Origin of the sequence: Listeria grayi (assembly GCF_900638015.1) — a bacterium.
Classification (GTDB): Bacteria; Bacillota; Bacilli; order Lactobacillales; family Listeriaceae; genus Listeria; species Listeria grayi.
Genome location: NZ_LR134483.1, coordinates 1254006 through 1277666, shown reverse-complemented (window position 1 = coordinate 1277666; position 23661 = coordinate 1254006). Strand labels below are relative to the sequence as shown.

Here is a 23661-nt window from a genome sequence, read left to right as displayed (position 1 = left end):
AAATAAAAATGACTTCCGTAATCATTATTTTGTTGGTAGCAGCTGTTCTCTTTTTCATTCTATCATTCTTCCAAAAGAACGAGAACAAACATATAGATGACAAGATAGATGAAATTGCTGGCCAATGGATGTTTGAGAATTTTGAACTCAGAAAAAGAGTAACTGATTTAGAAAAGGCGCTTAAATTGGAATCACAAGAAGAAATTATTCCTGATAAGACGCCAATCACTCCGAGTGTTCGTGAATTATTAAAAAAACAAGTTATTACCTTGTATACTTCTGGCGTGATTGCTTCTGAAATCGCTGAACAATCCGAGCTTTCTAAGCAAGAAGTAGATGAGATTATAGAAGAATATTTGCGGCATTGATAGTAAAAGATAAATATTAAAAAGGAGGATCCTTGCGTGAAAAAAAATCTACAAATGCTAGCATTGGGTTTTTTGATTTCTGCTTTGCTACTGTTTGTCTATGTGCAGTTCTTCTCTACAGATACGCAAGCCAATCAAAAGAAAGATACTGCTAATAGTACAGAAGTTAAAAAATGGAAACAAAAGTATTCGGATTTATTAGCAAAACAAGAGCTTGAAAAAACGAAACAAGCTGAAGATTCTGCTAAAAAAGAAGAAGAACAAAAACAAGCGGATGCTAAAAAGCAAGATGCGGCAAAAAAAGAACAAGCTGAAAAAAATAAAGTGAAAAAATATACCCTTAGAATTGCCAAAGGTGACCCTTCTTCTAAAGCTGGAGAAGTTTTGGAAAGTGAAGGAATCATCAAGAGTGCTAAGGATTTCGATAAATTCTTGCGTAAAAATGACTATGAAAAATATGTTCGCGATGGTAAATATAAACTATCCAGTGATATGAGTTATGAAAAAATCGCGAAGATCTTAGCGCATAAAAATTAATTGAAAAGCTGCCAATGAGCACGGAGTATTCCGTTTGTTGGCAGCTTTTATTATGGTTTTCATTGTCGAAACAAACATTATAAAAAGCCTGCATGAGCGTAATTGTTTCATGCAGGCTTTTTGACATTTATTTCGATTCTTTTTTATAAGGAGGCTTTTTCGTAAATGGTTTACTGTCCGATTTTGTTTCTTCGCCTTCTTTTTTCTCGATCAATGCTTTTCTGGAAAGATTGACGCGACCTTGGTGATCGACTTCAATGACTTTAACTTTGACTTCGTCGCCGAGTTTCAAGATGTCTTCCACTTTTCCGACACGTTCGTGAGCTAATTCAGAGATGTGAACGAGGCCATCTGTCCCTTTGAAGAGTTCAACGAAAGCTCCGAATTTTTCAATACGGCGGACTTTACCGGTGTAGATTTCGCCTACTTCTACTTCGCGGACGATATCTTCAATGATTTGGATGGCTTTTTTGTTCATTTCTTCATCTTGAGAAGCTACATATACTGTACCATCTTGTTCGATATCGATTTTTACGCCAGTTTCATCAATGATATTATTGATTTGTTTACCACCTGGTCCGATAACATCTTTGATTTTTTCTGGTTTAATAGATAGCGTAACGATTTTCGGTGCATATGGTGACAATGTTTCACGAGGGCCGGCGATTGTCTCATTTAAATGCTCGAGGATGTGCAAACGACCTTCTTTTGCTTGTTCCAATGCTTCGTGCAGGATCTGACGGCTTAGACCATCAATTTTGATATCCATTTGCAAGGCGGTAATACCATCTTTTGTCCCAGCAACTTTAAAGTCCATGTCGCCGAAGTGATCTTCCATCCCTTGGATGTCTGTCAAGATCGTATAGTCATCACCAAGTTTTACAAGTCCCATTGCGATACCTGCTACTGGTGCTTTGATCGGAACACCTGCGTCCATCATTGCCAGTGTAGAGCCACAAATACTTGCTTGCGAGCTTGAACCGTTTGATTCCAATACTTCGGATACTAAACGGATCGTATACGGGAATTCCTCTTCGGAAGGAATAACGTATTGAAGTGCGCGTTCTCCTAAAGCTCCGTGACCAATCTCACGACGTCCTGGTGCTCGTCTTGGTCCTGTTTCCCCTACGCTGAATTGCGGGAAGTTATAATGGTGCATAAAGCGTTTATATTCTTCTGTACCGAGTCCGTCGATGATTTGATGTTCGCGTAACGGTGCCAAGGTACAAATACTAAGCGCTTGGGTTTGTCCGCGAGTAAATAGACCGGAGCCGTGGACACGTGGAAGCAGACCGGTTTCGGAAGATAATGGTCTGATTTCATTTACTTTACGGCCGTCGGGGCGGATTTTGTCTTGAGAGATCAAACGACGCATCTCGTCTTTTTCGATCATTTCAAGGATGTGAGCTACTTCAGCAAGAACAGCAGCTTCATCCTCTAATTCTTTTGCTTTATAAGTTTCTAAAATTTCTTCTTTGACGTCTTCGATTGCTGCTTCGCGTGCTTTTTTCTCTTCTGTTTTGATAGCAGTCTTCATTTTAGCTTCGCTCGCTGTTTTGACTTCTGCTTCAAGTTCTGGATCGCTGACAAAAAGTTCGATTTCACGTTTTTCTTTACCGACTGCTTGAACGATTTCTTCTTGGAATTTGCATAGACGTTTGATTTCTTCATGTCCAAACATGATCGCTTCTAGCATTGCTTCTTCGGAAACTTCTTTTGCACCAGCTTCTACCATGTTGATTGCTTCGTATGTTCCGGCAACTGTTAAATTGATATCGCTTTTCTCAAATTGTTCTGGGGTCGGATTGATCACGTATTTCCCGTCAATCAATCCAACATCAACGCCTGCGATCGGACCATCAAATGGAATATCGGAAATGCATAAGGCGATAGATGATCCAAGCATAGCAGCCATTTCTGGTGAGCAATCTTGATCCACACTGAAAACTGTAGAAGTGATTTGTACTTCGTTACGGAAGCCTTCTGCAAATAATGGACGGATCGGGCGGTCGATCAAGCGTGCCGTCAATGTTGCTTTGTCGCTTGGACGTCCTTCACGTTTTAAAAATCCGCCTGGTACTTTACCAACGGAATACATTTTTTCTTCATAATTGACTGTAAGTGGGAAAAAATCGCCCGGTCTTGGTTTTTTAGAACCTACTGCTGCTGTTAAAACAACAGTGTCGCCGTAGCGGACAAGTGCTGCGCCGCTTGCTTGTTTTGCTAGTTGTCCTACTTCGATGGACAGTTTTTGGCCTGCCCATTCTGTACTGAAAACTTGTTTTTCGTTTGTCATTTTTACGCTCCTTTAGGAAACGCATGGCTCACGGTCTAAACTTTATCTTGCATAATATGCTTCACGCACACCTTCATTCAAAGGCACACATAAATCCAAAAACCTAAGTCAAATTGCTTTGGATCACGTTTTTGGATTCATGCGATAAAGTTTATCTGCCTGTGCCAGCTTTCCGATGATTTTAAAAAAAAGCGGGACATATCATCCCGCTTTTGGTTGGTTTTTATCGACGTAAACCTAAACGCCCAATAAGTTCGCGGTAACGTTGAACATCTTTTTTACGCAGATAAGTAAGTAAGTTACGACGGTGACCTACCATTTTCATTAATCCGCGGTAAGAATGATGATCTTTTTTGTGTACACGAACGTGGTCATTCAAACTATTGATTTCTGCAGTTAATACAGCGATTTGGACTTCTGGAGAACCAGTGTCTGTATCGTGTACGCGGTATTCAGCAATAATTTCGTTTTTACGTTCTTTTGTTAATGCCATTCTTTCCACCTCCTTCTATTCTATCCCCATATACTGAGCTAAGCGTTGGTGATTCGCAGATCAGCCAAGTATAGGTTCATTTCGTACAGATTTAAAGATACACTATTTGCCGCTTAAAAGCAAGTCTTAATCTCTGTTTACTTGTTTTTTTGGAAATATTCGCGAGTATCTTGTTCGTCTTTTTCCAATTGTTTGATCAAGCCTTCCATCCCGCTAAATTTTAGCTCTGGGCGGAAATATTGGAACCATTCGATTTCCACCTCTTCGCCATATATCTCGCGGTTGAAATCAAGGATGTAGACTTCGATCGATAAGGATTGATCATCTTTGAATGTAATATTATAGCCGATACTTGCCATGCCAAGATGCGTTTCGTTGCCGATCTTGAATTTAACTGCATAAACGCCTAGTTTGGGAATGAGATAGTCTTCTTCCACTAAAATATTTGCCGTTGGAAACCCGATCGTGCGACCGCGTTTATCGCCATGAATAACGGTTCCTTTAGTTGTATAAGGTTCGCCTAGCAGTTTGTTTGCTTCTTCCATGCTGCCTTCTTCAATTGCTTGACGGATCGCAGTCGAACTGATTTTCTGATTGTCTGCTTCTTGCTTATCAACGATCGTAACTTGCAGTTTGTTTTCTGCATAAGCTTCCATATCTGCCATTTTTCCGGCTCCAAGGCGGCCGTAGGTGTAGTCAAATCCGGCTACGATATGCACAGCGCCGAGCGGAAGTAAGTATTTTTGAACGAAATCTTTTGGTTCGAGTTCGGAAAATTTCGTAGTGAAGCGGACGACGTAAAAATAATCCACGCCCATTGCTTCCACTTTGCGAGCTTTTTCTTCGATTGGTGTAAGGTATTTCGCCTTATTCCGCTTTTTACTCAGTACAACAGAAGGATGCGGATCAAACGTCAATACGGCTGTTTTGATCCCTGATGCATCTGCAATACTTTTTGCGGAACGAATAACAGCTTGGTGGCCAAGATGCACACCGTCGAAGAAACCTAGCGCGATGACTTTTGGTTCTTGTTCTACTTGAATCGTATTAGGTTCATGCAAATAAATCGTTTCCATAGCTTGCTTTCACATTCCTTTATTTTAATTTAAATTTCCTGGCCGTAGTTCGATGACTTTCTCGGGTTTCCAACATGCGGCTTTTTCAGGATGTGGTTTATAGATCGCCACGAGCTTTCCTTCATGGAAAACGGCTACACGAGCTTCGTTATTAACCGCAGCGAATAAACGTTCTGGCATCACTTTGCCGTTTAGGATCTCACTATGAACGGCTGCATTTACTTCGATACGGGGCATTTCTGCGATTCCCTTTTCAAGTGGGAGCAGAAAATGCTGATCCTCTGCTTTCATCATTGTTTCGATCTCGGCTAGTCGAAAGCAGTGTTCGGTTTCAAAGTATCCGCTGCGGGTTCTTTTTAAGGCAGACATATGGGCCGGATAGCCAAGTATCTCGCCGATCATGACGGCAAGGGTACGGATATAAGTGCCTTTCCCACAACTGATCTCAATAGTAAAAGTAGGCGCTTCCGCTGTAATCGATCGCGGGGCGTCTAAGCGTTTGATGGCGTGGATCTGTACTTTGCGTGTGGGACGTTCCACCGTCTCCCCTTTGCGCGCATATTCATAAAGTTTTCTGCCATTCACTTTAACCGCAGAATACATTGGTGGTACTTGTGTAATCTCGCCTTCTAACTGATGGATCGCTTCTTCTATTTGCTCGGCGGATATCTCGGAGACGGCCTTTTCTGCAATGATTTCTCCCGAGGCATCTTCTGTCGTTGTTGCTGTGCCGATAGAAACATCGGCGATATAGGTTTTTCCTTCTGCTGTCACATATTCTGCCAGCTTGGTGGCCCGACCAATGCAGATCGGTAAGACGCCAGCCACGTCAGGATCCAATGTGCCTGTGTGTCCGACTTTTTTAGTGTGTAGTATCTTTCGCAGTCGAAAAACACAATCATGACTTGTCATTCCCGGCTCTTTCCACAAGGGGATAATGCCTTCCATACCCTTTTCCTCCATTCTGGATCATTCATGACGCAAAGAAAGGACAGAGCAAGTGCTGCTCTATCCTTAGTTGTTTTATTCCCCTTTATGAAGATCGCGTAGCAGTTCATCGATACGATTACCGTATTCGATCGAACCATCTAGTGCAAACTGCAATTCAGGAACTTTGCGAAGGCGGATTCGGCTGCCGATCTCGGAACGAATAAAACCATGTGCTTTTTCCAAAGCTAATAATGTGTTTTCACGTTCTTTTTCTTCTCCTAAGACGGAAATGTAGATCGTTGCTTGCTGTAAATCACCCGTGATCTCTACATCCGTGATCGTTACGAATCCAAGTCTTGGGTCTTTGAGTTTGCGGTTCAAAATATCCCCAAGTTCTTTCTTCATTTGTTCAGCTATTCGATTAGCTCTTACGTTCATTACCTTTCACCTCGTTTATATATGCTCCATATGCGTATTTGTTCGTTCCCATTCCGGGAAAGAATCGAGGAAATCAAGTACCTGGTAAGCCTCTTTTTCTGACTGAGTGGAGGTGCCAGAAATAATCACAAAACTTATTTCTGTACGTTGCCATTTATCTTGAAATCCTGTCTCCGCGATTGAAGCATTAAATTTCTGCTTCGTGCGGGACAGAATTCGCTGTAAAATTGCTCGTTTTTCTTTCAAATTTTGAGGGGTACTCAGAAAAAATTCTGCCTCAACGTGATAGATCATTTTCTTTCGATTTCTTCCATTACAAATGCTTCGATCGTATCGTCTTCTTTAATATCATTGAAGTTCTCGATAGTGATCCCACATTCGTAGCCATTTGCTACTTCTTTGGCATCATCTTTGAAACGTTTTAATGTCGATAGCTCGCCTTCAAAAACGACGATGCCGTCACGGATCAAGCGAACGCCGCTGTCACGCGTGATTTTTCCGTCTGTTACGAAACAGCCGGCGATCGTACCAACTTTAGATACGTTGAAAGTTTGACGAACAAGTGCTTGACCAATGATTTTTTCCTCAAATTCTGGATCAAGCATACCTTTCATCGCTGCTTCGATTTCTTCGATGGCTTTATAGATAACGCGGTGAGTTCGGATATCTACGCTTTCACTGTTGGCTGCTTCGCGTGCTTGTGGCGTTGGACGAACGTTGAACCCGATTACGATCGCATTCGATGCAGCTGCCAGCGTAATGTCTGATTCATTGATCGCACCAACGGCAGTATGAATGATCTTGACGTTGACACCTTCTACTTCGATTTTACGAAGGGAGGCTGCTAACGCTTCTACCGAACCTTGTACATCCGCTTTGATGATAACATTGACTTCCTTCATTTCGCCAGCTTTCATGTGTTCAAACAAGTTATCCAAGCTTACGCGGTTAGTCGCTGAACGTTGTGCGACCAATGCACGGCTCGCACGAGTTTCCCCAACACTGCGGGCTGTTTTTTCATCTTCAAAGACAACAAAACGATCGCCGGCTTGTGGAACTTCGTTAAGCCCTGTGATTTCCACTGGTGTGCTTGGACCAACACGTTTTACGCGGCGTCCCAAGTCATTTACCATCGCACGAACACGTCCGAAAGCATTTCCGACAACGATTGGATCCCCGATGTTGAGCGTACCGTCTTGAACAAGCAAGGTCGCTACAGGGCCTTTCCCTTTGTCGAGTTCTGCTTCGATGACTGTGCCGATTGCATGGCGTTCTGGGTTTGCTTTTAATTCTTCTACTTCAGATACAAGCAGGATCATATCTAACAAGTTATCCAAGCCTTCTCCGAATTTTGCAGAGATCGGAGCGAAAATCGTATCGCCGCCCCATGCTTCTGGAACTAATTCATATTCTGTTAATTCTTGCATCACGCGGTCTGGATTTGCTTGTGGTTTATCGATCTTATTGACTGCAACGATGATCGGCATCCCAGCTGCTTTCGCATGGTTGATCGCTTCGATCGTTTGTGGCATAACACCGTCGTCGGCAGCCACGACTAAGATCGTGATGTCTGTGATTTGCGCACCACGTGCACGCATTGCCGTAAATGCAGCATGTCCTGGTGTATCAAGGAAAGTGATTTTCTTGCCACTTACGTCTAATTGATAAGCACCGATATGTTGCGTGATACCGCCTGCTTCACCAAGCGTCACTTTGGTATTTCTTAGTGAATCCAGTAGTGTCGTTTTACCATGGTCAACGTGTCCCATGATCGTAACAACTGGTGGACGTTCAACTAATTTAGAAGTATCGACTTCTTCATTTTCGTTTTCAAAGAATACATCTAGATCGGTAATATCGATTTTGATTTCTTCTTCTACTTCTACACCGTAATCGGCACAGATAAGTTCGATCGCATCTTTATCCAGACTTTGATTGATTGTCGCTACGATACCAAGCATGAATAATTTTTTTACGATTTCTGAAGGCTCGCGGTATAATTTTTTCGCAAGTTCAGCAACAGTCAAGGATTCGCTGAAAACGATCTTTGCTGGTAATTCTTTTGGTTTTGGCGGTGTAGGCGCTACTGTACTGTAGTTTACTTTACCTTTTTTCTTGGTGTTTTTTCCTTTGTTACGGAAATTGTTGTTGCGATTACCACCGGATTGACCGCGTTTATTGTTGAAATTGGATTTATTGTTGTTGTTTCCGGCTGGTTTTTTATTTTCTTGTTTAGCAGCAGGACGTTGTGACGTATTTGTGCTTGTTGGCGTTGTCGTGCTTGGTTTATTTGCTGGTTTTGAAGTTCCTGTATTTTTAGAATTCGTCATATTTGGTTTGTCTTGCCCCTTACTTTTACCTGCTTCTGTAGTTGGTTGTTTCTTCTCAGATGTCGTCGGTTTATTGGATTGTTTAAACGTATTGTCCAGCTGTCTCAGCGCGTTCTCATTGATCATTGACATATGATTCGCGACCTCGATACCTAGACCTTTAAGTGTTTCGATTACTTTCTTGCTAGATACTTGATTATTTTTTGCATATTCATATACGCGTACTTTACTCATGTCTTACACCTCCGCGATAGATTTCAACCGAGTAATGCGACTAATTGTTTCGCAAATCCTTTATCAAGCACTGCAATGATAGCGCGCGACTCTTTGCCAATGGCACCTCCTAACTCTTCTCTGGTACCGACTTTCAGCAAGGTCACATTGTAGTACTTACATTTATTTTGGATTGTTTTCTCGGTCTTTTCAGATATATCTTCTGAAATGATAACAAGTTTAGCCTGCTCATTTCTGATTGCCTTTAATGTTAGCTCCTCACCAGTAGTGAGTTTTCTAGCTCGATTAGCAAGTCCTAGTAATGAAAGAAATTTCTTAGTCATTTTCGTTACCTGCGATTTTCTTTACATATTCAATGAGTTCATCATAGAAGCCAGGCTGTTCAGGAATTCTCAACTGATGAAAAACACTGTTTTTTGCTTTCGCCTTTTCACAGACTCCTACATCTTTTTTGATATAAAAACCTCGTCCTGGCGCTTTGCCGGTTGGATCGATTGTTAGCTCTCCATCTTTTGTGTATGCGATTCGAAGCAGTTCACCTTTTGGCAACCGTTCATTTGTGACGATACACTTCCGAAGTGGTATTTTTTTACTTCGCATGACAATTTTCTCCTTTTATTCTTGTTCTTCCGGTTCTTCTTCTACTTCTAATTCTTCAGCAGCTTCGCGTGGGAAGATACCCAGTTCTCTAGCAACAGTTTCGCTCTTGATATCGATTTTCCAACCAGTCAATTTTGCTGCTAAACGAGCATTTTGACCGCGTTTCCCAATTGCAAGCGATAATTGATAATCAGGAACGACAACTGTCGTCGCTTGATCTGCTTCATTCACGATAACATCTAGTACTTTAGAAGGGCTAAGTGCATTGGCCACAAATGTGAATGGATCTTCTGACCACTCCACGATGTCGATTTTTTCGCCTTTTAGTTCATCGACGATCGCTTGGACACGTGCACCTTTTGGTCCAACGCATGCCCCAACCGGGTCGATTTCTTTATTTGCTGTATAAACAGAGATTTTTGAACGATCCCCTGCTTCTCGTGCTACAGACTTGATCTCAACGGAGCCTTCATAAATTTCAGGTACTTCCATTTCAAATAAGCGTTTCAATAATCCCGGATGCGTACGTGAAACAAAGATTTGCGGGCCTTTTGTTGTTTTTTCTACTTTCGTCAAGTAAACCTTGATACGATCATGTGCGCGGTATGTTTCATTCGGCATTTGTTCATTTTGAGATAAGATCGCTTCGATTTTCCCTAAGTTTACATAGATAAAGCGGGAATCTTGACGTTCTACGATCCCTGTCATGATATCGTCTTCACGGTCGATGAATTCATCGTAGATAATGCCGCGTTCTGCTTCGCGAACACGTTGCGTTACAACTTGTTTTGCCGTTTGCGCGGCGATCCGGCCAAAATCTTTCGGCGTTACTTCTAATTCTACCACGTCCCCGACATTATAAACGGGATTGATTTTTTGCGCTTCTTCTGGTGAAATTTCTAAGCGGGAATCGAATACTTGGTCGACAACGTCTTTTCTAGCTAAAACGCGGATCGAGCCGTTTTCCATGTTTAAATCGACACGAACGTTCTCTGCTTTATCGAAGTTGCGTTTATAAGCAGATACAAGTGCTGCTTCGATCGCATCTACTAAAACCTCGCGCGAAATCCCCTTATCATTTTCTAATACGTAGAGAGCTTCCATAAGTTCTGAGCTCATTTTTTCCACTCCTTATCTCGATTTTAAAATTGAATTGCAAGTCTTGCTTTCGCCACTTTTTCTTTTGGCACTTTGCATGTCAGTGTGCGCGTCTTATCTTTTACAGTAATTGTGAGATATTCGCCGTCATAAGCTTCCAGCGTACCTTCCCACATCTTGCGTGAGTCGATTGGTTCATAGCTGGTTACGTGAACATACTTGCCGACTGCATTTTCAAAGTCTTTTTCTTTTTTCAATGGTCGTTCCGCTCCTGGTGAAGAAACTTCAAGAAAATAATTCTCCGAGATTGGATCTTGTTCGTCCATTTTTTCACTTAGCTTTTCACTAACCGCAGCACATTCATCGATATCGATCCCGCCTGGTCTATCTACAAATACACGTAGAAACCAATTTTTACCTTCTTTTTCATAAGCGATATCTACTAACTCTACACCTAGTTCCTCTGTGATCGGTAAGACGATTGCTTCGACTTGGTCGGTGACTTTACTCATACCTGGCCTCCTTACTGGGGATAACATCAAGCACTCCTATGCTCATTCGCATAACGAAAGCGTGGGCATTTGGCCCACGCTTGGCTGAGTTATCGACGTTTTTCTATATTTATAGTACCATACTATTCCCTTTTTAGCAAACAAGCCTATTTCCTGCAAACAAAAAGTATTATTTTTATATTTTCGTTGTTATGAAAGTAATATTTAGGGTATTAATGCTGTAAGGGAAATCGATTATTTCGATCGCAATCAGGCTACTCTTAACATTCGTTATGACTCACACTTTAACCATTACTCCTATCATGTGTAGGTGGTCGGCGTGCAGCCCTAAAAAAGTTTAGGAGGGTCTCTATGAAAAAATGGTTAGTTGGTTTTATTTTACTTTTTTCACTCCTTAGTATCTCTACCTCACAAACGCTCCATGCCTCGGCAGCAACAACACATCTCACCTATGAATATGTAGATTACGCAGAATTGACGGCAGCAGAAAAAGCCAAGATCATCCCCAAAAAACCGTTGATTTCTGCCACCCATGAGAACGAAACATATCAACTTGTGTATCAAAAACAAGGAAGCACTGCTGGTACAAATCAAAATGGCCACCATCTCTTACCAGCTACGGGAGACAGCACACGCTCTCTTCCATTGCTTATTTTTAGCTTGGTTTTCATCGTCTCTGCTTTATTCATTGGATTGCGGAAACGAAAATGGTTCCATTATCTGCTTGCTTTCGTTGTTTTCTCCAGTCTCTTTTTTATCAGTCCAGTTGCTGATGCAGAGAAAACTTCCTCTATAAAATCAGCTACATCCGCATCGGTTCCGCAAAATCAACCCTTCACCCAGCAACCAGAAAAAATAAACGGTTTTGATTATGTTGGCTATATCCCGATATTTAATAGTGACAAAGACCTAGCTGCACCTGTTACGATCAACTATGTGGATGAAAATAGCAAACATATTCATGACCCCCAAACACTGAAGGGCGAATACGGAGCGAAATACGATGCTTCTACTACTGCCTATAAATTGAAAATCAATGGTTATACATTGGATGTAGACAAATTGCCAAATAATGCGACAGGTACTTTTTCAAATAAATCACAAACCGTTACTTATGTATACAAAAAGAACCCAGTCACAGCTGCAGGTATCACCGTTCGTTATGTCGATGAAAACGGGGTAGAAATCCATGCCGCTCAAACATTGAAAGGAAATATCGGCGAAGGATTTGATGTCTCTACTTCCAAGTACAAATTGATCATTGATGGTTACACATTGGATCAAGATCGTTTACCAACTAATACAACTGGCACCTTGACAGATCAACCGCAAACGGTCACTTATGTGTATGAGCAAGATCCTGTTCCTGCCGGCGATGTCACCATTCGCTATGTCGACGGCGACGGTAATACGATCCATGATGCTAAAACTATCAGCGGAAATGTCGGGGATAACTATGATGCCTCCACTTCTGAGTATAAACTTGCAATCGACGGCTATACGCTAGACCAAACTCAATTGCCTACTAATGCAACTGGCACATTGACAGATCAGCCGCAAACGGTCACTTATGTGTATGAGCAAGATCCTGTTCCCGCTGGCGATGTCACCATTCGCTATGTCGACGGCGACGGCAATACAATCCATGATGCTAAAACTATCAGTGGAAATGTCGGAGATAACTACGATGCCTCCACTTCTGAGTATAAACTTGCAATCGACGGCTATACGCTAGACCAAACTCAATTGCCTAATAATGCAACTGGCACATTGACAGATCAGCCGCAAACGGTCACTTATGTGTATGAGCAAGATCCTGTTCCTGCTGGCGATGTCACCATTCGCTACATTGACGGTGACGGTAATACGATCCATGATGCTAAAACTATCAGCGGAAATGTCGGAGATAACTACGATGCCTCCACTTCCGAGTATAAACTTGCAATCGACGGCTATACGCTAGACCAAACTCAATTGCCTAATAATGCAACTGGCACATTGACAGATCAGCCCCAAACGGTCACTTATGTGTATGAGGCCGAAGATGCTACTATTACGATCAGATTTACGGATGTAAACGGCAATCCTTACCAAGCATATGATTTGACCACGTTTGGCGATGGAAGCCTCTCTGCGGAATATCCAAATCTAGAACAATACAGTTATCAATTAGATTATGATCAATCCATTCATCTACAAAATAGCACGATTCCAGATATAACTGTGCCTACAAAAATTGGTGACAGCTATACCCTTCCTGATAAAGTAAGATTTTATATCTTGGATCCAAATGGGAATCGTGTAGACGAATTACATTATTACGATGAAAATAGTGCTGGTCATGAGATCTTTAGTTTAAGTAATGGCAGTAGAGTCCCCACTAATGTTAGTGGGACAGTCACACAACCAAATACTGTTATCACTTACACACTCTCCACAGATGTTGGTTTCATACCAGAACCGTAAAACTCATTCGACCAAGAAAAGATTGCACGCAGACCAATTTAAAGCCAGAAGGCCAAGTTAGATTTAAGCTAACTTGGCCTTCTGGCTCTTTTTAAATGATCAGAATAAGGATAGTTGATTTTGATCTGGCAGACCTTCCAAACAACCTTGATCATCCAAGTATTGAATAATTGTTTTTGAAACTTTTCCGCGTTGTTGCAAGTCCTCTTTCGATAAGAACTCACCATTTTCACGAGCTGCAACGATTTGCTTAGCAACGTTGGTCCCTAAGCTTGGAACAGCATTGAATGGCGGGATAAGTGCATCACCATCGATAATGAATTCATCTGCGGATGATTTGTAAAGATCCACTTTTTTGAAATGATAACCACGTGCTAGCATTTCATTGGCGATTTCAAGAACAGTAAGCAGGTTTTTTTCTTTGGTAGAAGCTTCCATTCCCTTGCTATTGATTTCTTTCATTTGTGCTTTGACCGCTTCCCGACCATTGACCATTGCGGTCAGGTCGAAATCGTCAGCACGAACGGTGAAGTAAGTAGCATAGAAAAACAGTGGATGATGGACTTTGAAATAAGCGATCCGAACAGCCATTAGAACATAAGCTGCTGCATGGGCTTTCGGGAACATATATTTGATTTTTTTACAAGAATCGATGTACCAATCCGGCACCTTATTCTCGATCATCGCTTGTTCCATTTCTTCTGTTAAGCCTTTCCCTTTACGGACAGATTCCATGATCTTAAAGGCTAAAGAACTTTCAAGTCCTTGATAGATCAGGAACACCATGATATCATCCCGACAACCGATAACGTCCGGTAATTCACAGATCTTGTTTTTGATCAATTCTTCTGCATTTCCAAGCCATACGTCAGTACCATGCGATAATCCGGAGATCTGTACGAGTTCTGAGAAAGTCGTCGGTTTTGTTTGTTCCAACATTTGTCGGACAAAGCGCGTCCCGAATTCTGGGATCCCAAGTGTACCTGTTTTCGAGTCGATATCTTCTGGTTTTACACCAAGCGATTCAGTGGAGCCGAATAATTTCATCACTTCTTCATCATCAGTTGGGATCGTTTTTGGATCGATACCGCTTAGATCCTGTAGCATCCGGATAGCGGTCGGATCATCGTGTCCCAGAATATCGAGTTTCAATACATTGTCATGAATCGAGTGGAAATCAAAGTGGGTCGTTTTCCATTCAGAATCAGTGGCATCTGCTGGGAATTGGACTGGCGAAAAATCATAAACATCCATGTAATCCGGAATAACAATGATACCTCCCGGATGCTGTCCTGTCGTTCGTTTTACTCCTGTACAACCAGCCACTAGCCGATCAACTTCTGCGCCGCGGATCGTGAGACCATTATCGCGTTCATAACCGCGGACGAAACCAAAGGCAGTTTTTTCGGCAACTGTTCCGATCGTTCCAGCGCGATAAACATAATCTTCCCCGAAGAGTTCTTTGGTATAGGCATGGGCGACGGGTTGGTATTCCCCTGAAAAGTTCAAATCGATATCGGGAACTTTATCCCCCTTGAATCCAAGGAAAGTTTCAAACGGAATATCCTGCCCTTCCTTTTGATATTCTGCGCCGCAATGCGGACATTTTTTATCCGGTAAATCAAAACCAGAACCGATCGAGCCGTCATCAAAGAACTCGGCATGTTTACATTCTGGACATAAATAATGTGGCGCTAATGGATTTACTTCGGTGATCTCCATCATCGTGGCGACTAGAGAAGAACCAACTGATCCCCGTGAACCAACCAAATAACCATCGATCAGTGATTTTTTAACCAACTTATGCGAAATCAAGTAGATAACGGAGAAACCGTGTCCGATAATACTTTTCAGTTCTTTTTCAAGCCTTGCTTCAACGATCTCCGGCAAAGTTTCTCCATAAAGATGATGCGCCATGTCGTAGCTCATATTCCTTACTTCGTCTTCGGCTCCTTCGATCTTCGGTGTGTAAAGTTCGTCTTTGATCGGTTTGACGTCTTCGATCCAATCAGCGACCAAATTAGAATTTGTCACAACGATCTCTTCTGCTTTTTCCTCGCCAAGAAAGGCAAACTCTTCCAGCATTTCGCTTGTCGAACGGAAATGGACTTCTGGAAGTTCGGCGCGGTTCAGCGGGTTAGCCCCACCTTGCGAGAAAATCAAGATTTTGCGATAAATTTTGTCATGTGGATCTTTATAATGGACATTTCCCGTCGCAACAACTGGTTTTCCTGTTTTCTCGCCTACTTTTACGATATTTTTGATGATCTCTTCTAACGCCTTTTCATCACGTACTAATTCGCGTTCGATCAATGGTGCATAGACCGGTTTAGGTTGCACTTCGATAAAGTCGTAAAATTCGGCCACACGCTCTGCTTCCTGCATCCCTTTTTGCATCATCGCTTCGAATAGTTCCCCTTGGTTGCAGGCAGTTCCGATGATCAAGCCTTCTCGCAGTTTTTTAAGCTGCGAACGCGGGATTCGTGGTACACGGAAGAAATAATTGATATTCGACTGTGAAATCAGCTTGAATAGGTTTTTCAAGCCAACTGCATTTTGTGCATAGATCGTTGCGTGGAAAGGTCGTGCTCGTTTATAAGCCTCGCCCTCTCCCATATAGTTATTCAATTGATTGTGGTTGGTGATCTCGTGCATCTCATTCGCATCTTTGATCAGTTTCCAAGCCAAATAGGCGGTCGCTTCCGCATCGAAAACGGCACGGTGATGTTGTTCTAATACAATATTAAATTTCTTTGTCAATGTGTTCAAACGGTGATTTTTAAAGTGCGGATATAGAAAACGTGCTAATTCTAGTGTATCGATAACGGCATTTTCTGCTTTATCGATTCCTGCTTTGGAATACGCTGTGTTCAAGAACCCCATATCAAAGGATGCGTTGTGCGCAACAAGGACAGCGTCCCCACACCACTCTTTAAACCGCTTTAAAACGGTTTCGATATCGTCCGAACCTTTCAGCATATCGTCAGTGATCCCTGTTAAATTAATGATCGTTGCCGAGAGTGGACGCCCAGGATCGATAAAAGACTCAAATGTATCGACGACTTGTCCGTTCTCCATTTTTACAGCCGCAAGTTCAATGATCGTATCGTAAACAGCTGATAGACCAGTGGTTTCGACATCAAAAACAACGTAGGTCGCTTCTTTTAAATCAATAGACTGATCATTATACGCAATCGGCACGCCGTCATCGATCAAATTTGCTTCTACCCCGTAAATTACTTTTAAACCGTATTTTTTACCAGCATTATAAGCTTCCGGGAAAGACTGCACTGCAGCATGATCCGTTACGGCGATTGCCTTATGTCCCCAATCAGCCGCTTGTTTGAACAAACTATCTACCGAGCTGGTCGCATCCATTTGGCTCATTGGCGTATGCAAATGCAATTCCACACGTTTGTTTTCCGCGGTATCTGGGCGCATTTCACCTTTGATCTCATTAATATCTTGCGCCATCATGATCAAATCACGGACAAAGGTATCATTTTGGACACTGCCTCGGACTTTTACCCACATTCCCTTTTTCATTTGGGCAAACATCGCGGCATCCTCATTATCCCGGGAAAACATTTTGATAATGATCGAGCTAGTATAATCAGTGATCTTAAATTGCAGCAAACTTCTTCCGCTGCGAAGTTCACGTATTTCAGTGGCAAAAACATAGCCTTGCACGGTTATGCGCCGTTCTTCATCATAAATATCACCAAGACGTTTAATTTCTTCATCGTCTTTGATCTTATAGCCGATTTGGAATGGTCCTGTTTTGATTGCAACATCGCCATTTTGTACTTCAGACTGTCGTTTTTGCATGACTTCCACCGCTTTGGCAGCATTGGCAGCATCTTCCGCTTCCTTCGCTTCTGCAAATGCTTTGAAAGCCTCAGTCTCTGATTGATCTAGTTTCTTTACTTTCAGTGCTAACCGCGGGAAGCCCATTCTTCCATAGCTTTCCAATAAGGTAGCTTGAAAGCGTTGCTTGATCGTATCTTCTTCCATATCATTATGCACCGCGATCTGAATAAAATGCGGCTCCACAAATTCTGGCTTTTGATTTAAAAGCAGTTGGCCGATCATGGGCGACTGCTTGAAGATCGGTTCGACGATCATATTCCAGTAAGACTGGATCAATTCTTCGGATAATTGGCTGTCAGCAGTTTGCAATTTAAGTGTTGTCGCAGCGATCTCCCGAAATGTTTGTGTAATACCTAGATCCAACATTTGGAAAAAATCTGCTGGCAATATACGCGGAGCATCGATATGAAATTCCCAGCTTTTATTTGTTTTATCAGCCACTAATTTGTCGATTTTCATTTCATCCGTGAAATCTTGATAGGTCGTCAGTTCTGATAAGCCGATCTGTTGTAAGAGCAGCTTAAAACGTTCTTTTTTTTCATTTTCTGAGGCAGCCATCTCTGTCACTCCTTTTTCATCGGCATAAGACGAATTATTTCTAAAGCCAGATGATCTCCAAAAAAGCTGGAAAGCATCTGGCATCTATAATGTCCTGTTATCTAAATAAAATTGGTAATGTGTTCAACAGTTCTTCTTTTTTCACTTCGATCATTTCGCCTGTTTTACGAATTTTCACTTCTACGATTCCCTCATCAGCTTTTTTACCTACTGTGATACGAATCGGCAAGCCGATTAGATCAGCGTCGGCGAACTTAACGCCGGCACGTTCTGCACGATCATCGAATAAGACGGTAAATCCAGATTCTTGTAGGGAAACATATAGTTCTTCCGCGAAAGAAGCCTGCTCTTCGTTTTTCATATTGACTGGGATCAAATGCAGATCAAACGGGCTGATTTCACGATCCCAGACCAGACCATTTTCATCGGCATTTTGTTCGGCGATCGCAGAAAGCACACGCGAAACGCCGATTCCGTAGCAACCCATGATGATTGGATTAGCACGTCCGTTTTCATCCAAGAAGTTAGCTTTCATCGCGTCACTATATTTCGTTCCTAGTTTAAAGATGTGGCCTACTTCGATTCCTTCCGCAAATCGAATAACTCCTTCGCCATCTGGAGAAAGGTCGCCTTCTTGGATCATTCGTAGATCCAAGAAGTTGGAAACTGTAAAATCTCGATCCAGGTTAACATTTTTATAGTGATAGCCATTTTCATTAGCACCCACTACGCTATTTGTCATATCACGGACAGCATTATCTGCAAGGATCTTGGTTCCTTCCGGTAGACCGATTGGTCCCAGTGATCCGAAATCAGCACCAAACAATGCTTTGGCAGCCTCTTCGGAAGCGATTTCCACTGTTGTTGCATCCAATGCGTTTTTGATTTTCACATCGTTTACTTCATGGTCTCCCCGCACAAGCGCCACTACGACTTCTTCATCTACTTGGTAAACAAGTGTTTTGATCGTTTTTTCGATTGGCACTTCTAAATACGTTACGACTTCTGCGATCGAACGCTGATCCGGTGTAGCCACTTTTTCTAGGTCTGCCAGTAATTCGTGCGATTTCTTTTCCATATAAAGAACAGGCGCCATTTCGATATTAGCTGCGTAATCCGACGTATCACTGTATGCGATCGTATCCTCGCCAATTGCTGATAAAGCCATAAATTCTTTGGTTTCTTTTCCGCCAATTGAACCAGAATCAGCAATTACCGCACGGAAATCAAGCCCGCAACGCGTAAAGATATTGGAATAAGCGGTATACATATCTTGATAGGTTTTATCCAAGCTCTCAAGATCAGCGTGAAAGGAATAGGCATCCTTCATGATAAATTCGCGCCCACGGAGCAAACCAAAGCGTGGACGTTTTTCATCCCGGAACTTTGTTTGAATCTGATAAAGTGTCAGTGGTAAACGCTTGTATGATTTGATCTCATCGCGCAGCAATGCAGTGATCACTTCTTCGTGGGTCGGACCAAGAGCGAAATCTCGATTGTTACGGTCTTTCAGACGCATGAGTTCCGGACCATAATCCGCCCAACGCCCTGATTCTTCCCATAATTCAGCGGGTTGTAATGCCGGCATCAAAATTTCCGATGCACCGACTTTATTTAATTCCTCGCGAATAATTCGTTCGATATTTCGTAATGTTAATGTTGCAAGCGGTAAATAACTATAAACACCACTGGCAGTTTGTCTAATAAAACCCGCACGTAAAAGCAGTTGGTGATTTTTCACTTCAGCATCTGCTGGTACCTCTTTTAACGTCGGAATAAATGTCATTGACTGACGCATGTTCACACCCCATTTTTTTGTTAGCTAACTTTTTAAAAGAAGGCTCGCTGGATATCGTTCCAGGTCACCAATATCATTAGGATCATCAGTAAAGCAAATCCGACAAAATGAATAATTCCCTCTTTTTTCGGATCGACCGGTTTTCTTCTGATCAATTCATACAAGAAAAATAATAATCTTCCGCCATCTAGTGCCGGTAAAGGCAGCAAGTTGACGATCCCTAAGTTGATGCTCAGAGCGGCTGTCCAATTTAGTACGGTCAAGAAGCCGTAGTGGACGACTTGTTGCGTGCTGGTATAGATACCAACTGGTCCATTCAGCATATTCAAGGAGAACCCGCCTGTAATCATATTGCCCAGGATCGTAAAGATCTGTTTGATCCAAAAGATCGTTTGCGTAACGCCATGCGTGATTTTAGCTCCAAAAGAATGATCGATCGGAACCTCCGCACCAATCCTACCGATCTCTTTGCCATCTGCTTTTACTTTTTCCGGCGTAACAGCGATAGTTTGATCGTTCCCGCTTCGTTTGATGTCAAAAGCGACTTGCTTGTCTGGATGTTTCGCGATCTCTGTAACGACCGCCTGCCAATCTTTTGTTTTTTTACCATCGATCGCAAGGACTTTATCGCCTTGTTTCAAGCCCGCGGCTGCTGCCGGGCTTTTTGGCGTGATCTTGCCAAGTTCGTTATCTTGTTTCACGACACCGCCTTGTGCAAAGGCTAAAATCGTGAAGATCAAAACTGAAAGAACAAAGTTGAATAGCGGACCGGCAAAAATCGTGATTGCGCGTTTGCCAAGCGATTTCGCGCCAAACGTGCGTTCATAAGGAACGATCTGCTCTTCTAATTTACCGTCGATAAGCGTTGCGTCTGCTTGGATCGAATAGCGAACCAATTTCGTTTCGTCATAATCTTCATAGCCTTCAATAAAAAGGTTCTTCTGCAGATCACTCGCTGATACTTCTAAAGGTTGCGCGTTCACGTACTGATCGCGTCCACTAACGATGATCTTGGTAACTTTTTCATCTGGTGAAAGTTCTAAGCCAACTCTGGTACCTGGCTTTAATTCTAAAGATTCACCGTCTTCCCCCGCCATACGAACAAAACCGCCAATCGGCAAAAGACGAATCGTATATTGGGTTTCTTTTTTTCGGTAAGCAAATATTTTCGGTCCAAAACCGATCGAAAAATCTTTCACCATGATGCCTGATAGTTTCGCAAATAAGAAATGACCAAATTCATGAAAAAAGACAATCAGACCAAAGACAAATATAAACGCAATGATAGTTATCAAATAAATTCACCTCTAAAATAGTGTTTTCACGTAAGCTCTCGTTTCTTTGTCAACTTCCAAAATCGTTTCCAAATTTGGTGAATCGATTACTTGATGATTGTGGATCGCATTTTCAACCAATGCTTCGATATTATGAAAAGCAACTTGGCCATTCAAGAAACCTGCCACTGCGATCTCATTAGCAGCATTCAAGACTGTTGTCATCGTGCCACCAATTTTCCCAGCATCGATCGCCAATCGCAGCGCTGGAAACCGCTGATAATCTAATTTCTCAAAATGCAGTGCAGTCAAACTCGTGATATCGAATTCGGAATCGAAATGCAAGGGTGCTCTTTCTGGATACGTCAGTGCGTACTGGATCGGCACCCGCATATCCACTGCTCCAAGCTGTGCCATAATACTACCACCTGCGAATTGGACCATGGAATGCACGATACTTTCTCGGTGGATAACAACATCTATATTATCATATGGAATCCCATATAGCCAATAGGCTTCGATTACTTCGAGGCCTTTATTGAACATCGTCGCTGAGTCGATCGTCAGCTTATTTCCCATGTGCCAATTCGGATGTTGCAATGCTTCTTTTACCGTAACGCGTCTAAGCTCTTCCCGCGTTTTATCGCGAAAACTGCCACCGCTTGCCGTTAAGATCAGTTTTTCCACATACTGATTATTTTCGCCTTGCAAACACTGGAAAATGGCCGAGTGTTCACTATCTACCGGCAGTAGTGTCACGCCCTTACGTTTGCTGGCTTCCGTAATAAGATGTCCCGCTGTAACTAATGTTTCTTTATTGGCGATCGCGATTTGTTTACCGGCTTCGATCGCATCAAGCGTTGGTAATAAACCAACGCTTCCAATAACTGCTGTGAGGACAACATCGCCATTTGGATGAACCGCTACTTCGCGCAGTCCTTCCATTCCGTATACGAATTTGATTTCCGGGAATTCACTGGCTAATGTTTCTGCATCCGCTTTATTTTGAACACTTACTAATGTGGGGCGAAATTCTTGGATGATTTTTCTTCCTAATAGAATGTTGCCGCCAAATGATAGAGCGACAACTTGAAAAAGATCCGGATGTTCTCTAATGACCTCTAGTGTCTGGGTGCCAATCGAACCTGTTGCTCCAAGTAAAATAATTTTTTTCATTTTTCATCGCTCCATTTAGATAATTTGAAGTATATGTAATAGCGGCAATACAAAAAGCAAACTATCAAACCGGTCTAAGATCCCGCCATGACCTGGCAGTATTTTCCCGGAGTCTTTCACATCGTAATAGCGTTTCAGTGCTGATTCCACTAAGTCGCCCAATTGTCCGAAGACAGAAAGAATAATGAGTAGGATAAGTATCAATACCCAGCTGATACCTAGATCAGCAAAGTAATAAAAACCACCCGCGATAACAACTGCACAAACGATTCCACCGACAAAACCAGCAACTGTTTTATTCGGGCTGACATGTGGTGCCAGTTTGGCTTTCCCGATCGCGCGTCCGATGAAATACGCACCTGTATCCGTCGACCAAACGATCAATAGTGCAAAAATAACGTAGCTTAGCCCTGCCTCTCTTGTTGGTGCAAGATAATGGAAGCCAAAACCTACATAAAAAGCGGCGATAAAAACAACACCTGCTTGATCAAAATGAAATTTGTTTTTAGAAAAAACAGTATAAGCTAAAAGCAATGCAACTAGTAAAAACAAGATTTCCCATTTTGTGATATAAAGATCTTTCAGCCAATCGAGATAATGATCCGGCACAGTAACGAGCCACATCAACAGAAAGGCTAACACACCATTTACTGAAAAAACGGTTTGTTTTGCCATTTTAAGCACTTCATACATGGCGATCGTTGCCAGTAGAATGCTCATCATCTCAAATGGCAGGTCCCCGATCCACACAAATGGTAAAAAAACAATCAATGCTACAACCGCTGTGATAATTCGTGTTTTCAATTCCCTTTTCCTCCTATAGACCGCCGTAACGGCGAGACCTCTGTTGGTATTCCATGATTGCCTTCGTCAAGTCGTCTTCTGAAAAATCCGGCCAATGTGTTTCCGTAAAATAAAATTCGCTGTACGCAAGTTGCCATAACATAAAATTACTTAATCGTAGTTCTCCGCTGGTTCGAATCAATAGATCGGGATCGCCAAGACCATTGCTCATCAAATGCGCTTCAATGTCTTCTTCATTCAGACAGTCGATGCTTTTCCCTTGTTTCAGCATTTCTGTTGCTGCTGCTTTCATCGCAGAAACGATCTCTGACCGGCCGCCATAATTGAGCGCAAAATTCAATGTTAAACCATCGCAGTGAGCGGTATCCCGAATCGCATTCTCCACTGCTTGCAGCGTATGGGCTGGCAGGTTTTCACGATAGCCCATCACATTGATGCGAACATTATGGTCGATCAGATCGGGAACGAAAGTATCAAAGAACTCTACCGGCAGTTTCATTAAGAAATCCACCTCTTCTTCCGGTCGTTTCCAATTTTCCGTAGAAAAAGCATAGAGCGTCAATACGTCGATTTTCAATCTGCTTGCAAATTTCGTGATCCGTTTGACTACTTCCATGCCTTCTTTGTGTCCGGCTATCCGCGGCAAAAATCGCTTTTTTGCCCATCTGCCATTGCCGTCCATAATGATCGCAATGTGTTTCGGCATCGGCAATTCATTGGAAAGCTCTATATTTATCAAATCGTCTTGTCGAAATAACTTTTTAAACATTTCATATCCTCCAATTAGAGAATGCTTCATCACT

At 42.3% G+C, this 23661-nt stretch carries 20 protein-coding genes; 3 read left to right on the top strand and 17 right to left on the bottom strand.

The features are described 5' to 3' along the window. The first annotated feature begins 8 nt into the window (after nt 1-8). The gene (locus EL241_RS06195) at nt 9-368 is read left to right on the top strand and encodes a hypothetical protein (protein WP_003756077.1); all 360 of its coding nucleotides are present in this window, start codon (nt 9-11) and stop codon (nt 366-368) included. A gap of 36 nt (nt 369-404) precedes the next feature. Continuing rightward, entirely contained in the window at nt 405-905 is a 501-nt protein-coding gene (locus EL241_RS06190; protein ID WP_126320424.1) for an endolytic transglycosylase MltG, read from the top strand. A gap of 127 nt (nt 906-1032) precedes the next feature. On the opposite strand, the gene pnp is transcribed toward EL241_RS06190, so the two are convergent. From pnp to rimP, 11 genes are all read right to left on the bottom strand, one after another. Beyond that, complete coding sequence (pnp, locus tag EL241_RS06185; RefSeq protein ID WP_126320423.1) at nt 1033-3201, bottom strand: polyribonucleotide nucleotidyltransferase; 2169 nt, start codon at nt 3199-3201, stop codon at nt 1033-1035. Between the two features lie 223 nt (nt 3202-3424). Further along, nucleotides 3425-3694, bottom strand: coding sequence for a 30S ribosomal protein S15 (gene rpsO / locus EL241_RS06180; protein ID WP_003756084.1), 270 nt, complete (start codon nt 3692-3694; stop codon nt 3425-3427). Nucleotides 3695-3831: 137 nt separating this feature from the next. Next, on the bottom strand, nt 3832-4770 hold the full coding sequence (locus EL241_RS06175) for a bifunctional riboflavin kinase/FAD synthetase (RefSeq protein ID WP_036104286.1): 939 nt from the start codon (nt 4768-4770) through the stop codon (nt 3832-3834). Between the two features lie 24 nt (nt 4771-4794). Next, nucleotides 4795-5718 (bottom strand): tRNA pseudouridine(55) synthase TruB, encoded by a 924-nt coding sequence (gene truB / locus EL241_RS06170; RefSeq protein ID WP_126320422.1) that lies wholly within the window; start codon nt 5716-5718, stop codon nt 4795-4797. Nucleotides 5719-5793: 75 nt separating this feature from the next. Continuing rightward, on the bottom strand, nt 5794-6138 hold the full coding sequence (gene rbfA, locus EL241_RS06165; RefSeq protein WP_003756088.1) for a 30S ribosome-binding factor RbfA: 345 nt from the start codon (nt 6136-6138) through the stop codon (nt 5794-5796). 15 nt (nt 6139-6153) lie between these two features. Further along, nucleotides 6154-6432: a DUF503 domain-containing protein gene (locus EL241_RS06160; protein WP_003756090.1), complete on the bottom strand. Its 279-nt coding sequence runs from the start codon at nt 6430-6432 to the stop codon at nt 6154-6156. Further along, a complete protein-coding gene (gene infB, locus EL241_RS06155) occupies nt 6429-8702 on the bottom strand; it encodes a translation initiation factor IF-2 (protein ID WP_036104290.1) in 2274 nt (757 codons plus the stop codon). The genes EL241_RS06160 and infB overlap by 4 nt, the downstream gene beginning before the upstream one ends. Before the next feature lie 23 nt (nt 8703-8725). After that, on the bottom strand, nt 8726-9025 hold the full coding sequence (locus EL241_RS06150) for a YlxQ family RNA-binding protein (protein ID WP_003756093.1): 300 nt from the start codon (nt 9023-9025) through the stop codon (nt 8726-8728). Next, nucleotides 9018-9302, bottom strand: a complete 285-nt coding sequence (rnpM, locus tag EL241_RS06145) for an RNase P modulator RnpM (RefSeq protein ID WP_003756095.1) — start codon at nt 9300-9302, stop codon at nt 9018-9020. The genes EL241_RS06150 and rnpM overlap by 8 nt, the downstream gene beginning before the upstream one ends. A 15-nt stretch (nt 9303-9317) precedes the next feature. Continuing rightward, complete coding sequence (nusA, locus tag EL241_RS06140) at nt 9318-10421, bottom strand: transcription termination factor NusA (RefSeq protein ID WP_003756096.1); 1104 nt, start codon at nt 10419-10421, stop codon at nt 9318-9320. A 23-nt stretch (nt 10422-10444) separates the two neighbouring features. Beyond that, complete coding sequence (gene rimP, locus EL241_RS06135) at nt 10445-10912, bottom strand: ribosome maturation factor RimP (protein ID WP_003756098.1); 468 nt, start codon at nt 10910-10912, stop codon at nt 10445-10447. Between the two features lie 351 nt (nt 10913-11263). Here rimP and EL241_RS06130 point away from each other — a divergent pair, with 351 nt between their 5' ends. After that, the gene (locus tag EL241_RS06130; RefSeq protein WP_126320421.1) at nt 11264-13378 is read left to right on the top strand and encodes a MucBP domain-containing protein; all 2115 of its coding nucleotides are present in this window, start codon (nt 11264-11266) and stop codon (nt 13376-13378) included. A gap of 99 nt (nt 13379-13477) precedes the next feature. On the opposite strand, the gene EL241_RS06125 is transcribed toward EL241_RS06130, so the two are convergent. The 6 genes from EL241_RS06125 to EL241_RS06100 form a co-directional block, all read right to left on the bottom strand. Further along, nucleotides 13478-17806 carry a PolC-type DNA polymerase III gene (locus EL241_RS06125; RefSeq protein ID WP_126320420.1) on the bottom strand — a complete coding sequence of 1443 codons (4329 nt, stop codon included), beginning with the start codon at nt 17804-17806 and terminating at the stop codon, nt 13478-13480. 97 nt (nt 17807-17903) lie between these two features. Continuing rightward, the gene (locus EL241_RS06120; RefSeq protein ID WP_003756106.1) at nt 17904-19604 is read right to left on the bottom strand and encodes a proline--tRNA ligase; all 1701 of its coding nucleotides are present in this window, start codon (nt 19602-19604) and stop codon (nt 17904-17906) included. A gap of 32 nt (nt 19605-19636) precedes the next feature. Further along, nucleotides 19637-20899: an RIP metalloprotease RseP gene (gene rseP, locus EL241_RS06115; RefSeq protein WP_003756107.1), complete on the bottom strand. Its 1263-nt coding sequence runs from the start codon at nt 20897-20899 to the stop codon at nt 19637-19639. 12 nt (nt 20900-20911) lie between these two features. Beyond that, complete coding sequence (locus tag EL241_RS06110; RefSeq protein WP_003756109.1) at nt 20912-22054, bottom strand: 1-deoxy-D-xylulose-5-phosphate reductoisomerase; 1143 nt, start codon at nt 22052-22054, stop codon at nt 20912-20914. Nucleotides 22055-22069: 15 nt separating this feature from the next. Continuing rightward, the gene (locus EL241_RS06105) at nt 22070-22858 is read right to left on the bottom strand and encodes a phosphatidate cytidylyltransferase (protein ID WP_003756110.1); all 789 of its coding nucleotides are present in this window, start codon (nt 22856-22858) and stop codon (nt 22070-22072) included. A gap of 13 nt (nt 22859-22871) precedes the next feature. After that, nucleotides 22872-23627: an undecaprenyl pyrophosphate synthase gene (locus EL241_RS06100; RefSeq protein WP_036104299.1), complete on the bottom strand. Its 756-nt coding sequence runs from the start codon at nt 23625-23627 to the stop codon at nt 22872-22874. Nucleotides 23628-23661 lie beyond the last annotated feature (34 nt).

Bases quoted from the DNA above. Each gene is read 5' to 3' on its own strand.
- rbfA (WP_003756088.1), bottom strand. From the start codon at position 6,138: ATGAACGTAAGAGCTAATCGAATAGCTGAACAAATGAAGAAAGAACTT.
- EL241_RS06120 (WP_003756106.1), bottom strand. From the start codon at position 19,604: ATGCGTCAGTCAATGACATTTATTCCGACGTTAAAAGAGGTACCAGCA.
- truB (WP_126320422.1), bottom strand. From the start codon at position 5,718: ATGGAAGGCATTATCCCCTTGTGGAAAGAGCCGGGAATGACAAGTCAT.
- EL241_RS06130 (WP_126320421.1), top strand. From the start codon at position 11,264: ATGAAAAAATGGTTAGTTGGTTTTATTTTACTTTTTTCACTCCTTAGT.
- rpsO (WP_003756084.1), bottom strand. From the start codon at position 3,694: ATGGCATTAACAAAAGAACGTAAAAACGAAATTATTGCTGAATACCGC.
- EL241_RS06110 (WP_003756109.1), bottom strand. From the start codon at position 22,054: ATGAAAAAAATTATTTTACTTGGAGCAACAGGTTCGATTGGCACCCAG.
- rnpM (WP_003756095.1), bottom strand. From the start codon at position 9,302: ATGCGAAGTAAAAAAATACCACTTCGGAAGTGTATCGTCACAAATGAA.
- EL241_RS06160 (WP_003756090.1), bottom strand. From the start codon at position 6,432: ATGATCTATCACGTTGAGGCAGAATTTTTTCTGAGTACCCCTCAAAAT.
- pnp (WP_126320423.1), bottom strand. From the start codon at position 3,201: ATGACAAACGAAAAACAAGTTTTCAGTACAGAATGGGCAGGCCAAAAA.
- EL241_RS06100 (WP_036104299.1), bottom strand. From the start codon at position 23,627: ATGTTTAAAAAGTTATTTCGACAAGACGATTTGATAAATATAGAGCTT.
- EL241_RS06175 (WP_036104286.1), bottom strand. From the start codon at position 4,770: ATGGAAACGATTTATTTGCATGAACCTAATACGATTCAAGTAGAACAA.
- EL241_RS06150 (WP_003756093.1), bottom strand. From the start codon at position 9,025: ATGACTAAGAAATTTCTTTCATTACTAGGACTTGCTAATCGAGCTAGA.
- rimP (WP_003756098.1), bottom strand. From the start codon at position 10,912: ATGAGTAAAGTCACCGACCAAGTCGAAGCAATCGTCTTACCGATCACA.
- infB (WP_036104290.1), bottom strand. From the start codon at position 8,702: ATGAGTAAAGTACGCGTATATGAATATGCAAAAAATAATCAAGTATCT.
- EL241_RS06125 (WP_126320420.1), bottom strand. From the start codon at position 17,806: ATGGCTGCCTCAGAAAATGAAAAAAAAGAACGTTTTAAGCTGCTCTTA.
- nusA (WP_003756096.1), bottom strand. From the start codon at position 10,421: ATGAGCTCAGAACTTATGGAAGCTCTCTACGTATTAGAAAATGATAAG.
- EL241_RS06195 (WP_003756077.1), top strand. From the start codon at position 9: ATGACTTCCGTAATCATTATTTTGTTGGTAGCAGCTGTTCTCTTTTTC.